Annotated in this window: 13 protein-coding genes; 4 read left to right on the plus strand and 9 right to left on the minus strand. The window is 47.5% G+C overall.

The window, feature by feature from the left end:
- Positions 1–29: 29 nt before the first annotated feature.
- The 3 genes from ACUJFK_RS02640 to ACUJFK_RS02650 form a co-directional block, all read right to left on the minus strand.
- Positions 30–650, minus strand: coding sequence for a YigZ family protein (locus ACUJFK_RS02640; RefSeq protein WP_445425995.1), 621 nt, complete (start codon positions 648–650; stop codon positions 30–32).
- Between the two features lie 56 nt (positions 651–706).
- Positions 707–2,080: a class II fumarate hydratase gene (locus ACUJFK_RS02645; protein WP_445426751.1), complete on the minus strand. Its 1,374-nt coding sequence runs from the start codon at positions 2,078–2,080 to the stop codon at positions 707–709.
- 125 nt (positions 2,081–2,205) lie between these two features.
- Complete coding sequence (locus ACUJFK_RS02650) at positions 2,206–2,838, minus strand: trimeric intracellular cation channel family protein (protein WP_445426752.1); 633 nt, start codon at positions 2,836–2,838, stop codon at positions 2,206–2,208.
- A 196-nt stretch (positions 2,839–3,034) separates the two neighbouring features.
- On the opposite strand from ACUJFK_RS02650, the gene ACUJFK_RS02655 reads away from it, so the two are divergent.
- Positions 3,035–4,000 (plus strand): hypothetical protein, encoded by a 966-nt coding sequence (locus ACUJFK_RS02655; protein WP_445425996.1) that lies wholly within the window; start codon positions 3,035–3,037, stop codon positions 3,998–4,000.
- Positions 4,001–4,045: 45 nt separating this feature from the next.
- Here ACUJFK_RS02655 and leuD read toward each other — a convergent pair whose 3' ends face one another.
- Genes leuD through leuA form a run of 4 tightly spaced genes read right to left on the minus strand, consistent with a single transcriptional unit; the run spans position 4,046 to position 8,710 of the window.
- A complete protein-coding gene (gene leuD, locus ACUJFK_RS02660) occupies positions 4,046–4,648 on the minus strand; it encodes a 3-isopropylmalate dehydratase small subunit (protein ID WP_445425997.1) in 603 nt (200 codons plus the stop codon).
- Positions 4,645–6,051 carry a 3-isopropylmalate dehydratase large subunit gene (gene leuC, locus ACUJFK_RS02665; RefSeq protein WP_445425998.1) on the minus strand — a complete coding sequence of 469 codons (1,407 nt, stop codon included), beginning with the start codon at positions 6,049–6,051 and terminating at the stop codon, positions 4,645–4,647. The genes leuD and leuC overlap by 4 nt, the downstream gene beginning before the upstream one ends.
- Positions 6,051–7,127: a 3-isopropylmalate dehydrogenase gene (leuB, locus tag ACUJFK_RS02670; protein WP_226750429.1), complete on the minus strand. Its 1,077-nt coding sequence runs from the start codon at positions 7,125–7,127 to the stop codon at positions 6,051–6,053. Before leuB ends, leuC begins: the two co-directional genes overlap by 1 nt.
- On the minus strand, positions 7,124–8,710 hold the full coding sequence (gene leuA, locus ACUJFK_RS02675; RefSeq protein ID WP_445425999.1) for a 2-isopropylmalate synthase: 1,587 nt from the start codon (positions 8,708–8,710) through the stop codon (positions 7,124–7,126). The genes leuB and leuA overlap by 4 nt, the downstream gene beginning before the upstream one ends.
- 397 nt (positions 8,711–9,107) lie before the next feature.
- Between leuA and ACUJFK_RS02680 the strand changes: the two genes are divergently transcribed.
- The 3 genes from ACUJFK_RS02680 (at position 9,108) to ACUJFK_RS02690 (ending at position 11,944) form a co-directional block, all read left to right on the plus strand.
- Positions 9,108–10,409, plus strand: a complete 1,302-nt coding sequence (locus tag ACUJFK_RS02680) for a hypothetical protein (RefSeq protein WP_445426000.1) — start codon at positions 9,108–9,110, stop codon at positions 10,407–10,409.
- Between the two features lie 72 nt (positions 10,410–10,481).
- Entirely contained in the window at positions 10,482–11,012 is a 531-nt protein-coding gene (locus ACUJFK_RS02685; protein WP_229584693.1) for a TIGR00645 family protein, read from the plus strand.
- 272 nt (positions 11,013–11,284) lie between these two features.
- Complete coding sequence (locus ACUJFK_RS02690) at positions 11,285–11,944, plus strand: PEP-CTERM sorting domain-containing protein (RefSeq protein WP_445426001.1); 660 nt, start codon at positions 11,285–11,287, stop codon at positions 11,942–11,944.
- Positions 11,945–12,048: 104 nt separating this feature from the next.
- On the opposite strand, the gene ACUJFK_RS02695 is transcribed toward ACUJFK_RS02690, so the two are convergent.
- A complete protein-coding gene (locus ACUJFK_RS02695; RefSeq protein ID WP_226750712.1) occupies positions 12,049–13,053 on the minus strand; it encodes a cytochrome d ubiquinol oxidase subunit II in 1,005 nt (334 codons plus the stop codon).
- A complete protein-coding gene (locus ACUJFK_RS02700; RefSeq protein WP_445426002.1) occupies positions 13,053–14,429 on the minus strand; it encodes a cytochrome ubiquinol oxidase subunit I in 1,377 nt (458 codons plus the stop codon). The genes ACUJFK_RS02695 and ACUJFK_RS02700 overlap by 1 nt, the downstream gene beginning before the upstream one ends.
- Positions 14,430–14,434: the final 5 nt, after the last annotated feature.

Consider the following 14,434-nt stretch of genomic DNA (forward strand, 5'->3'; position numbering starts at 1 on the left):
TATCCACGGAATAGGGCTAAATGCCAGTTTCAATTCGTGCCAAGTGGCGACAGGATCTGTGCCTGACCTGCAGTCACATTATTCATTTGCTCGATAAAATCGCTTACAGCCGGCTCAGGTAGGCGCACACTAAGCTCTACTTGGTGCGAGTAGTGCTGTGTGAGCACTTCGCCGGCGCATTGTTGCAACAGTTGTCGCAGCCTTGCTTCATCGGCAAAGGCTAGGCTAAGTGTCAGTTCGCGCTGTGGGCTTATCGTGGTGAAGCTTGCCAACGCTGTGGCTTGCGACACTGCAGCTGAGTAAGCGCGCACCAGGCCACCCGCACCCAGTTTCACCCCACCAAAATAGCGCACGACCACAGCAAGCGTATTCCCCAATCCGCGCTCAGTTAGTACATGCAACATCGGTTTACCAGCGGTGCCGCTGGGCTCGCCGTCATCACTAAAGGCTTGGGTCAAGGGTTGGCGCGTGTTGCCAATAATATAGGCCCAGCATACGTGATTGGCATCTTTGTAGCGTTCACGATAATGCTGTAGCCACTGCAAGGCGAGCTCACGATCAGTGACCGGCTGCAAAAAGGTCAGAAAATCACTGTTCTTTTCAGTGAGCCGATGCTCAACCGGCGCGGTCAGGGTAGTGTAGGTGGTCATGTTTGCTTAAGCTAACTTCTTGCGCTCAGGTGAAAAGATTATATCGGATCTTGCTGCTACGATTCTCCCGTTAATTGCTTTGGATCTAATAGCTCCTTTAGCTCATCCCTGCTTAACTCCGTCAGTTCCGCCGCCACATCAATGATAGAGCGTTGCTGCTGATAAGCCTGTTTGGCAATCGCAGCAGCTTGGTCATAGCCAATTTTACTGTTGAGTGCGGTCACCAAAATCGGGTTTTTCGCCACCGTTTGCGCAATGTGTTGCTCATTAACCGTAAAATCCGCTATGGCTTGTGTGGCCAATGCTTGGCAACTGCCACTGAGTAAACTGATGGCTTCTAAGACATTATCGGCCACAAGCGGCAGCATCACGTTTAATTCAAAATTACCCGATTGCGCCGCCATGCTAATGGCGGTATCACAGGCAAACACTTGCACAGAGGCCATCGCTACCGCTTCGGGGATCACCGGGTTGACTTTACCCGGCATAATCGACGAACCGGGTTGTAAAGCCGCTAAGCTAATTTCGCTTAGGCCTGCTAACGGCCCAGAGTTCATCCAGCGTAAATCGTTAGCCATTTTTAACAGTACTGCGGCTAAGGTTTTTAACGCGCCGGAGAGCGCGAGCGCACCATCTTGTGAGCTTAAATTAAAAAAGAAGTTAGAGCTGGGCGTTAAGCTTAAGCCGGTTTGTTGGCTTAGTTGCTTGGCAAACAGGACGGCGAAATCTTTATGCGCATTAATACCTGAACCCACTGCGGTGCCGCCTTGCGCTAATTGGCTTAACAGCGGCACTTGCAGCTGTAACTGGGTTTGCGCATGGCTCAGCTGACTGTGCCAGCCGCCGAGCACTTGCGCAAAGGTCACCGGCATAGCATCCATTAAATGGGTGCGGCCGGTTTTAACAATATGACCTATCTCTGCAGATTTTGTGTTGATTGCTTCTTGTAACGACTGTAGTGCCGGAAATAAGTGCTGCTTTAACGCCAATAAGCTACTCAATTGTATCGCTGTGGGGATAGTGTCGTTACTGCTTTGGCCTAAGTTCACCTGATCATTGGGATGGATGCTGTCGCCAGACAATTGGCTGGCCAAGGTCGCCAGCACTTCATTCACGTTCATATTGCTACTGGTGCCTGAACCGGTTTGATAGACACTCACCGGAAACTGCGCTAAATCGGTATCTTTTAATAATTGTGTAGCGGCTTGGCAAATGGCATCAGCCTGGGTTTTGCTTAACAAACCTAGCTGTTGATTAGCACGGGCAGCGGCATGTTTGATTTGTAACAAGGCCTGAATAAAGCCCAGCGGCAGTGTTTTTGAGCTGATTTGAAAGTTTTGCACGGCGCGTTGCGTTTGTGCTTGGTAAAGCGCGCTACTTGGCACTTGTAACTCGCCCATGGAATCGCGTTCGGTGCGGGTAGACATAATGACTCCTGTTATTAAAGGATGCCCTTTAGCCTAGCTGCAGTGTGCTGAAGATGCCAGGTTGGCCTGAGTAGGGTTTAGCACAAGCGTGATACCTCAGGCGTTTGGGAAGCGCTGTAATAATCAGATTAAGGCTCGTTCAACTCCTGCGAGTTACGGCCAAATACCGGAATGGTCAGTTGCCATTTAATGGCGGCTAAGCGCAGTAATAAGAGGCTTGCCATGCCGGCGAGCATGGCATAAATAGGGGCGATATGCAGCGCCAATAGGCTGGTATATACCGCACCACCAAAAATACAGGTAAAGGCATACAGCTCGCCGCGAAACACCATCGGGATCTCCCGGCACAGTACATCCCGGATCATGCCACCACACACGCCGCTCATGGTGCCGAGCATAATGGCCACCATGGTCGAGGTGCCGTGATCCAGCGCTTTTTGCGTACCCATAATCACAAAAAAAGCCAGCCCAATGGCATCGGCAATTTGTAACGTATTATTGGGAATGGTCAGACGATTACGAACCAGTAAGATGGTGGCGCCGGCTGCGGCAAAGATGGCAAAAAAGTAGCTGTTGTTGTTCATCCAGATCACGGGCACATCTAAAATGAGATCGCGCAGTGTTCCGCCGCCAATGGCAGTAACTGTGGCTAATACAATCACGCCGAAGCCATCCATGTGATTACGCCATGCTGCCAAAGTACCCGACACAGCAAATACAGCGATGCCTAATAAATCGAACCAATGGAAATAGTCTGTCACTGCGTTATCCGTCCTGTCTGGTATGGCCTGCGGTACGTATTTTAACATTGATGGTGCTGTGGCAACATCCTTTGCAGCAGATCGCAGCGTGTTAATCTAACAAATACATAAAGGTCGAACCTGTGTCGACAAAGCGCATGACTTTTCGCGGCACATCGCCTATGGTAGGCAAGATTTTTTTGGGGTTGGTTTGAGTATGCGAAAGAATAAACTGTTATTAGGCATTGGCTTAGCCGCATTAGTTTGCGTGGCTATCTATCAGTATGTTAATTACCAAGCGGCTAAGATCATTGGCCAGCAAATTGACTATATTAACCAATCTTATGCTGAAATGGCGTCTGCTGGCTTGATGCCTGGGCTAAGTTTGAGCTATCAGCGGATTAAAGCCAATTATTGGCAAGATGATTACCGGATTGAAGGTGTTCAAGTTGATGTGGCGGCCGTCGGTGTTTTGGCAGAAGTAGAGAAGCTGCAAGTACGTGGCTTTGAGCCGGGTACGTTAGCCGATAACGGTCAGGTATCGATTGTGGGGTTAAAACTCTCTGAAGGGATGCAGGTGTTTTTGCCGCCCGAGTTGGCCAAACTCGCCAAAGGCTTATTAATCAATACGGATTATCAATATCATTACTCAGGGAAAAGCGGCAATTTGCGTTTAACGCAGCAATTGTATATTGGCGAGGGCCTCTCGGTAAATTTTCAATTGCAGATGCAAAAGATGCAGCGGTTTTGGCAGTTTGCCAAACAGTGGACGGCAATGGACGCTGAAGCGCAGCAAGTATTTAGTCAGTCGGATGCTTATAGTCAGCAGTTAACACAAGCCTTAACCGAAGGTTTAGTGGCAGAGGGGCAGTTAAATATCGTTAATGCGGGGTTTTTACAAGCCTTGTATCAGGCGCTTCGTCAAACCGAGCAAACCGCACAAGTGGAAGCGTTAAAAGGGCAGTTAGAGCAGTTTTTAACGCAGCATCCCAGCTTACCGAGTGCCATTAGCCAGCCGCTATTGATTTTTTTGGCCGATCCGCGCGCGTTAACCTTTCAATTTAAATTAGCGCAACCGTTAAGTTTTGTGCAGTTACAGCAAGGTGAGTGGCCAGAGCAGGTGCAAAGCGCTGAGCAGATGTTAGAGTTTGGCAATATGCTCTTGCTGGTTAATCCAGAATAATGTCACAAGCAGCGTAGTAGTTGGCTGCTTGTGACCAATACCGTTTTAGCCTAACCAGGGCAAACGGGCTTTGCGCTGCGCTTCAAAGGCAGAAATTTCTGCACCTAGTTGTTCGCTGGAGCCGATAAAGTCTAAGCCACTTAGTAAGCGTTGTTTAATATCAGGATCAATACTAAATCCCATTGCGGCGTTATTACCAAACATAATTTCTTGGCTAGCTAAATCGATCTGCCATTGTTGCGGCCCTTGGGCGCAGCGTTTAAACAGCAGATCAATATTGGTTTTGCTTAGCTGAATTAATAACATGCCGTTATTCACGCTGTTATTAAAGAAAATATCGGCAAAGCTCTCGGCGATAATTACTTGAAAACCATACTGTTGCAGTGCCCAAGGCGCATGTTCACGGCTTGAACCACAGCCAAAGTTTGCTCGGGTTAACAAAATAGACGCGCCTTGGTATTGCGGGAAGTTCAGCACAAAGTCGGTATTCGGGACGCCGTCTGCCACATAGCGCCAATCATAAAATAGCGCTTCGGCAAAACCATCACGGCTGACTGAAGTTAAAAACTGTTTTGGGATGATCTGATCCGTATCCACATTGTTTTTATCTAATGGGCAGACTAACCCGGCTTTAAAAATCTGACTCATGCCCAGTCTCCTTGCGTGATATTAACAAATTTACCGGCAATTGCCGCTGCCGCTGCCATAGCAGGGCTTACTAAATGGGTGCGGGCGCCACGACCTTGGCGGCCTTCAAAATTACGGTTGCTCGTAGAAGCACAGCGTTGACCGGCTTCTACGCGATCGTCATTCATGCCTAAGCACATGGAGCAACCGGGCTCACGCCATTCAAAACCGGCAGCTTTAAAGATATCAGCTAAGCCTTCAGCTTCGGCTTGGCGTTTCACAATACCTGAGCCAGGTACGACTAACGCGCGTACGCCCGCTGCGACAGTTTTGCCATTAATCACACTGGCGGCGGCACGTAAATCTTCAATGCGGCTGTTAGTACAGCTACCAATAAACACCACATCCACTTGGCAATCCGTTAATTTTTGACCGGCACTTAACCCCATATACTGCAGCGCTCGTGCTGCGGCATCACGTTTCGTTTCGTCCGCAAAGCTTTCTGGGGCAGGCACCGGCGTATCGACCGAAATGACTTGCTCAGGGCTGGTGCCCCAAGTCACTTGCGGTGCAATATCGGCGGCATTAATCTGTACGGTTTGATCAAATACCGCATCGCTATCTGAATGCAGGCTTTGCCAATAACTGACAGCGGCAGGCCAATGTTCACCTTGAGGCGCATTGGCTTTATCTTTTAAATAAGCAAAAGTAACGTCATCTGGTGCGATCAAGCCGGCTTTTGCGCCCATCTCAATGCTCATATTGCACAGGGTCATACGGCTTTCCATGCTCATAGCGCTAATGGTATTGCCAGTAAATTCTGCAACATAACCATTACCCCCGGCAGTGCCGAGCTTACCAATGACCGCTAAGGCGACGTCTTTTGCAGTGACATGCGCAGATAATTGACCATTGATCTCGACTTTCAGGGTTTTAGCTTGTTGTTGTGGCAGTGTTTGTGTGGCTAACACATGTTCCACTTCTGAAGTACCGATGCCAAAGGCTAAGGCACCAAAAGCGCCATGCGTTGAAGTGTGCGAGTCGCCACACACGATGATCATACCTGGCTGCGTTAAGCCTTGCTCAGGGCCAATGACATGCACAATGCCTTGATCGGGATGAGTTAAATCCAAAATCGGGATCTGGTTTTCGGCACAGTTTTCGGCCAGCGCTTCAAGTTGTTTGCGCGAGGTTTCACCGGCGGCATCTAAACTGCGCTTTTGCGTGGATACGTTGTGATCCATGGTGGCAAAAGTGAGATCGGTACGACGCACATGACGCCCAGCCAATTTTAAACCTGAGAAAGCCTGAGGCGAGGTCACTTCGTGGATCAAATGCCGGTCTACATATAATAAATCGGTGCTGGCATTAATTTTACCCACAACATGGCTTTGATAAATCTTCTGATATAGCGTTTGGCCCATCAGTTGTTCTCCTGGCGTAAAGTGGCAACAATGGCAGCGCCAACGGCGGCCGTTCCATAAGTCGATTTCGGGTTAATATCGCGGGTAACAATGTGTTGCTCTAAGCAAGACTGCACTGCTTTCTCAATAGCTTGCGCCGCGGCTTCTTCCGCAAAGCTGTAACGCAGCATTAAGGCGACACTGAGAATTTGTGCGATAGGGTTAGCAATACCTTTGCCGGCAATATCTGGGGCGCTGCCGCCCGCGGGCTCATATAAACCGAAACCACTGCCGTTTAAGCTGGCAGAGGGTAATAGACCCAATGAACCGGCAATGGCCGCAATTTCGTCCGATAAAATATCGCCAAACAAGTTGTCGCACAGCATCACGTCAAATTGTTGTGGGCTACGGATAAGCTGCATGGCGGCGTTATCGATATACATATGCTCTAAAGTGATGTCCGGAAACTCTTTTGCTACGCGCTCCACGGTTTCACGCCATAAAATACTGGTTTGCAGCACGTTGGCTTTATCAATAGAGGTCACTTTTTTGCTGCGCTTGCCGGCGGCTTCAAAGGCGACGCGGGCAATACGTTCGATTTCTGGCACGCTGTAACGCTGAATATCAAAGGCGTCAACAGCGGTGCGGCCTTTCTCGCCGAAATAAATACCGCCGGTTAGCTCACGAATACATAACACATCCATGCCCAGCGAGCTTACGCGGGGGTGTAGCGGCGATAATTCCGCAAAGGCCGGATAAATTTGCCCAGGGCGCATATTACAAAATAAATCGAAGGTTTTGCGTAAGGGTAATAATGAACCTCGCTCTGGCTGACTGTCTGGCGCTAAACCGGTCCACTTAGGGCCACCGACCGAGCCAAATAAGATAGCATCACTGTTTTTACACAGTGCTAAGGTTGCCGCAGGTAAGGGCTCACCGGTTGCATCAATCGCAGCACCACCGACTAAGGCTTCTGTTAGGCTTAAGCTAAACTGAAATTTTTCTGCCACTACGTTTAACACTTTAATGGCTTCGGCCATCACTTCTGGGCCAATGCCATCACCGGCCAATACGGCGACTTTATAATGCTTGCTCATGCTTCACCTGCTGTTTGATTACTCTGAGATTCGGTATTTTTTGCTTGTTTATGGGCGTGGATGGTTTGCGCACGCTGGATCATATTCAGCACATGCACATAGGCCAGCACCGAGGCACGAACGATATCGGTGGCTAAACCCGCGCCATGAAAGCGTTGCCCTTCATATTCCGCGGTAATATCGACTTGGCCTAAAGCATCTTCGCCACTGCCTTTGGCCGACAAATTAAAATCGACCATCTTGATCTGTAATTGGCTAATGCGCTGCACGGCTAAAAAAGCGGCTTCAACTGGGCCATTGCCTGTTGCCGCTTCGGTGACTATCTTACCATCACAACTTAAACCCACGGTGGCGCTGGCGACGTGGCCGGTATGCGTTGAGGAGCTTAAAAACTCAAGTTTGTAATATTCGTCTTGCTCTTGTAAGTTTTGGAAAAACACCAAGGCTTCTAAATCGTAATCAAATACCCGACCCTTTTGATCGGCTAAGGCCAAGAAGCTTTGATAAACCTCTTCTAATTGATAATCCTCTTTGGTGTAACCCAGCTCGGCTAATCGATGTTGAATGACATGGCGACCCGAGCGCGAAGTTAGGTTTAATTCGTTTTGTCGAATACCGACGTGCTCTGGCGACATAATTTCGTAGGTGTTCTGTGCTTTTAACACGCCGTCCTGATGAATACCCGAGCTGTGGGCAAAGGCATTTTCACCGACAATGGCTTTATTCGGTTGGATCGGCATATTACAAATTTGGCTAACCAAATGAGAGCTACGATAAATCTCGGTGGTTTTAATATCGGTGTACAAAGGCGCTAACACATCTTTACGGGTATTGATGATCATCGCCACTTCTTCCAGTGAGCAATTACCAGCACGTTCCCCGATGCCATTGACCGTACATTCGATTTGGCGTGCCCCGGCTTGAATGGCACTGATACTGTTCGCCACCGCTAAGCCTAAATCGTTATGGCAATGCACGCTTAAGCGCGCTTTATCAATATTTGGCACCTTGCTTTTTAAGCTATGAATAATGGCAGCGAACTCATTTGGGATGGTGTAACCGACGGTATCGGGTATATTAATGGTGGTTGCGCCGGCAGCGATGGCGCGCTCAACTATCCAGCATAAATCGTCAATCGGGGTACGACCGGCATCTTCACAAGAAAATTCAATATCGTCGGTGTAGCGGCTGGCTAACTTAATAGCGGCAACGGCTTGTTCAGTGGCTTGGGCTAAGGTTTTACGCAATTTGTACTGCAAGTGTAGGGGCGAGGTGGCAATAAAGGTATGAATGCGGCGGCGCTCGGCGTCTTTTAACGCTTCGCCACAGGCTTCAATGTCGGCACTGACTGCACGCGAAAGGCCACAAATGATCGGCCCTTTTACTTCACGGGCAATACGTTGCACTGAAGCAAAGTCACCTGGGCTAGATACCGGAAAGCCCACTTCCATCACATCAACATTTAAGCGGGCAATAGCATGCGCCAGTTGAATTTTTTGCTTTTGGCTTAAGCTGGCGCGTAAAGCCTGCTCACCATCACGCAAGGTGGTATCGAAAATCCAAATTTTGTTATCAGCACTCATCACGCTTTCCTTTTAATGGCCTTAGGCGTACAACATGCCGGAAGTCATAAAAAAACCCCGGCCAAGGCACGGGGTTTTCGTTTATCGGTAGTGAACGCTCACCAATAAGCACGAACCCGTGCAGCGCAGAGGAGCACGAGGAGTAGGCTAATGATGTAGGTCACAACTGAAGAATTCATTTACTGTATTGCTGCCTTATGTACAGAACGCCATATTAATAACATGGTTATTTTTGCAGTGCAACAGTATAGATGGCTAAATGGATAAAAACTTTGGTTGTAGATTGCGCGTTTTTTCAGTGTGTTGCCCAATTTTCGATGGGCTCTTTACTTAACCACGTTGCACCTAAGCCGCGACAACGTTAGATTAAGGCTTGCTGATTTTTAAGGAACGTCTTGTGCAAGTGAAACTGATTTTCTCGGCCCTAACCATGGCCACATTACTGGGCGCGTGTCAAAAAGCGCCAGAACCCGTTGTGACAACAGATGCGTGGTCGCCTTTGGCTCAGCGTTATGTCAGTTTAGTTTTGGCACTGGGTGAGCATGATAAAAGTTATGTCGATGCCTATTATGGCCCTGCCGAATGGGCAGAACAGGCCAAAACGGCTGCGCTATCAGCGGCAGAGATTGTCACTGCGGGCAGTGCTTTACAGGCTGAAATCAGGGCGTTAAGTGCCACTGATACTATGTTGCGCTTACGCCAACACTATTTAATCACGCAATTAACGGCCTTAGTTAGCCATGCGCAAACGCTGGCAACGGGCAAGCGGATCAGTTTTGAGCAACAAGCACAACAATTGTATGACACCTTGCCGCCGCAACGTGATTTGGCCAGTTTTGATACTGTTTTAGCCGAGCTAGATGCGCTAGTGCCGGGCGAGGGGGATTTAACCGAGCGAGTGGTTGCATACCGCGCGGGCTTTGTGATCCCGCAAGATAAACAACAGCAGGTCTTTGAGCGGGCGATAGCTGAGTGTCAGGCTCGCACGCTCAGTCGCATAGATTTACCCCAGCAGGAGCGTTTTACGTTGGAGTTTGTCGAAGACAAACCCTGGAGTGGCTATAACTGGTATCAAGGTGCGGCTTATAGTCTGATCCAAATTAATATCGAGCGACCCATTGATATCTCGCGTGCGGTCGACTTGGGGTGTCATGAAGGGTATCCAGGACATCACACCTACAATGCGTTGTTAGAGCAGAAATTAAAAAACGAGTTACAGTGGGTCGAATTTAGCGTTTACCCCTTGTTTAGCCCGCAGTCGTTAATCGCGGAAGGTACGGCAAACTATGGTATTAGTATGGCGTTCCCTGGTGAGCAAAAGATGCAGTTCGAGCGCGATGTGCTCTATCCGTTAGCGGGCTTAGATGCTGCGTTGGCTGCAGAGTATGCGCAATTTTTAAAGTTAATGGCTCAACTAAGCTATGCCGGTAATGAAATTGCGCGGTTATACCTCAATGGTGAAATTGATGCGGCAACGGCACAAAGCTTACGCCAGCGTTACTTATTGCAAAGTGAAGCAGAGGCCAAGCAAGGCATCCGGTTTGTTGATACCTATGGCGCTTATGTGATCAATTACAATTGGGGCAAAGATTTAGTGAAGAACTATATCGAGCAAGGCGGCTCTGAAGATGAGCGTTGGCAGCGTTTTATCAGTTTGTTGTCAACGCCGAAGTTGCCGTCTTCTATTGCTTGGGAATAAAATGCTCGCCGTTGCCCGTCGCTCGTGTTTACATGCGCGACAGCTTACTTAAACCGATAAACAGGAAATTGCATGGAACGTTACTTTGAAAGACTGATGTATGGCACGCGCTGGATCATGGCACCGATATATCTGGGTTTGAGTTTATGTTTAATGGCATTAGCCATTAAATTTTTTCAGGAAATATTTCATGTTATCCCAATGATTTTTAGCATGAAAGAAGTAGAACTGATCCTGATCACCCTAAGCTTAATTGATATTGCTTTAGTTGGTGGTTTGTTGGTGATGGTGATGTTTTCAGGTTATGAAAACTTTGTCTCGCGGCTCGATTTACACGGCCATGATGACAAGTTAGGTTGGTTGGGTAAGTTAGACTCTAACTCACTGAAAAACAAGGTGGCGGCGTCTATTGTTGCAATCTCGTCCATTCATTTGTTAAAAGTATTTATGAATACCGAATCTATCGATAACGATAAGATTAAATGGTACTTATTGATCCACATTACTTTCGTATTATCTGCTTTTGCGATGGGTTACTTAGATAAAATTTTGCGCGACAAGCCTGATGCAAAAGCCGTGAGTGTTGAAAACAGTAAACTATAACATTTAGCCGGTACTCGACATAACAGCGTTGAGTTAACAAGGTTTTTTGTATAACTCAGGCTAAGTAGCTACGAGTAGACCTATTTATTAGGATCGGTTTATGTGTAGTTACTTTGTCTAACGAGTTGCTAAAGTGACAGCTTTTTTTACAGTCTGGTTAGACCTCTTTTTATAAGCACATAAAAATCAATGGCTTAATATTTTGGCATTTATTTTGCTTTGTTTTTTAGTGTTGTTTCTTGTCATCTCTAAACAACCTCGAATTCTTAATCGTGAATAATGACCATCAAATGATATTTGGAGTACAGATGAAACTTAAGGTATTAGCACTTTCGCTAGCATTTACCCTTTCAGCGGCTTTTCTACCGGTCTCGTCAGCTCATGCTGGTTTAATCACTGCCGATTCTTCAACTTGGAATGCTACAGGTACCGCTCTTGCAAGAAACACTGGGCTTTTGAATGCCAACAGCTTTTATATTTGGAATGTTGATACTAACTGGTTTATTCGTTGGACTTTTAGCACGGCTACCAACATAAACGGTACGCTTAACCTACCCACCGGCAGCACATTAAGCTTTCACTCAGATGAAGTTAATACTTATGACTCGCTAAACCTGTTAACAGGCGCTTTTACCTCTTATGTGGCCGGTGGTTATCTTGATGGTCTGAATTTTACCTTAGCTGCCGGTGAAGTTTTCGATTTTCAGGTATTTAAAACTAACAATACTGCTTTTACTTATAATGTTTATAGCGGCTCCCCTTTAATTGAGTTGGCGTCTTTAAGTAATAACAACCAAAACAACAACGGCATATTATTAAGCTATAATCCGCCTAGAACTGCTAATATTGCTGCAGTACCAGAACCCACTACTCTTGCTTTAATCGGTCTGGGTTTATTAGGTTTGGGTGCATCACGTCGTCGTAAAGCTTAATCATTCTTATTCATCAAAAAACCAAAAGCGCGGTGATACGGCTTTTGGTTTTTTTGTTTGTATTGTCAGTTTACCTTCTACAATAAGTTTCAATAGCCTTGCTATTAGTAATACTTCAAGCCGTCAGCCTTACCTCTAAACGCGTAATAGGCTACTGCGGTATATGCCGCAATCACCGGAATGACCACCACTGCGCCAAAGAAAATAATCAGTAGCGACTCCCGCGAGCTGGCCGCTTGATAAAGTGTCATTTGGTTTGGCACGACAAATGGATAGAAGCTTAAGGCTAGGCCGATAAAGCTACTGATAAAAATCACGTTACAAATGGCAAAGGGCAACCAAGCACCGGCATCTTTTGGCAGTGGTAAACGTTTCAAGGCCAAATAACCAATAACAAACATGGCAAAGCACAACAACGGGATCGCAGCAAAGAAATAGGCTAATGGCGGTTCAGTCCACACTTGTAACACATTAGCGTTTACCATAGGGTTAATCAGGCTCACCGCCAAGATCCCGCTTAGCGTTAACACGCCCGCTATTTTACAGTGCTTAATGGCATGCAGTTGCAGCTCACCGCTGGTTTTGCCAATTAGCCAGGCATTACCAATCATCGCATAGGCGGCCGTAACACACAGACCGCTGAAGCACGCGAAAATAATACTGCCCGTATGATACTGTAAACCCATCACATAAATGCCCAGCATAAAGCCCTGACTGAAGGTTGCTAACAGCGATCCGGCTTTAAAGGTGTAATCCCAGTACACTTTACGCTGAGTTTTTACCTTAGCCCGAAAGTCAAAAGCAACACCGCGTAAAATTAAGCCGATGAGTAACATGGCCGTGGGCAAATATAACGCATGTAAAATCGCGCTGTGCGCGGCGGGAAAGGCAACCAGTAACAAACCTACCGCCAATACGAGCCAAGTTTCATTGGCATCCCAAAACGGGCCAATCGAGGCAATGGCCGTATCGCGCCAAGCTTCGTTGCCCATCGGTAGGGTGATACCGACACCTAAATCATAACCATCTAAAATGGCATAAAGTAAAATCGACAGGGCAGTCAAGCCACCAAAAACCAGGGCCAAATGTTCGGCCGTTAACCAATTCATCATGCTGAAGCTCCTGTGGCTTTGTCAGTGGCTGGCGCGTTTTCAGGTAAACCTGGCATCGTCAGATCATACTCTTCTACTTCTACCGCACGCTTGGCTAACCAGAACAGCGTTTTGATATAGAGCACCAGCAACACGGCATACAGCACTAAATATAAGCCTAGGGTTAGCGCGACATGCTCACTCGGCACGGTAGTTACCGCGTCACGTGTTTTTAATAAGCCATATACTAAGTAGGGCTGCCGACCAATTTCGGTGACATACCAGCCGGCTAGGGTGGCGACCCAGCCCGAGAACGTCATACCGATCAATACTTTCAAATGCAGCGGTGTCAGCGTTTTATGCCTCACTAGTTTAATACTGCTCCACCAAGCCACTAGCAGCATCAGCATGCCGATTCCCACCATGACGCGGAAACTATAAAACACTGGCGCAACGGGCGGATGCTCGCCGACAAATTCATTTAAACCTTTCAGTTCGCCATTCGCATCGTGCGTTAAAATTAAACTGGCGAGTTTGGGGATCTGAATCGCGAAGCGGTTTTGCTGGGTTTCAGCATCGGGAATGGCAAATAACACCAGTGGTGCACCCTTTTCGGTATGCCAAATCCCTTCCATCGCCGCGATCTTTTGCGGTTGATGTTCTAAGGTGTTTAAGCCATGAAAATCACCGACCAAAGCTTGGGTGGGCGCTAAAATAGCGGCCGTGAATAAGGCGGTTTTCAGCGTCAGTTTCGGGGCTTTTTTATTATCGCCACGTAATAAGCGATAGGCAGAAATACCGGCCACCAGGAAACAAACGGTGAGGGCCGAGGCCAGCAACATATGCATAAAGCGATAGGGAAAAGACGGGTTAAAAATAATCGCGAACCAGTCGGTGGCATGCACTACGCCATCGCGCATTTCAAAACCTGCTGGCGTTTGCATCCATGAATTCAGTACTAAGATCCAAAATGCCGAGAAGGTGGTGCCTAAGGCGACTAAAAAAGTGGCGAGGGTATGCGCCCAGCGCGGCACTTTATGAAAACCAAATAACATAATACCGAGCATGGTAGCTTCAAGAAAAAACGCTGTTAATATTTCATAGGCCAGTAAGGGCCCAGCAATATTACCGATGGTTTCCATAAAACCAGGCCAGTTAGTGCCAAACTGAAACGACATGGTGATGCCGCTAACGACACCCAGTGCAAAGGTTAGCGCAAACACTTTTACCCAAAAGCGATAAGCACGCATCCAAACCGGATGCTTTGAAAAGTCGAAGCGTAACTTGAAGTAAAATAACAACCAACCTAAGGCAATGGTAATGGTTGGGAACAGGATATGAAAACTAATATTGGCCGCAAATTGAATACGCGACAGAATTAACGTGTCTAACATAACCA

This window comes from Alishewanella sp. HL-SH06 (assembly GCF_052656265.1).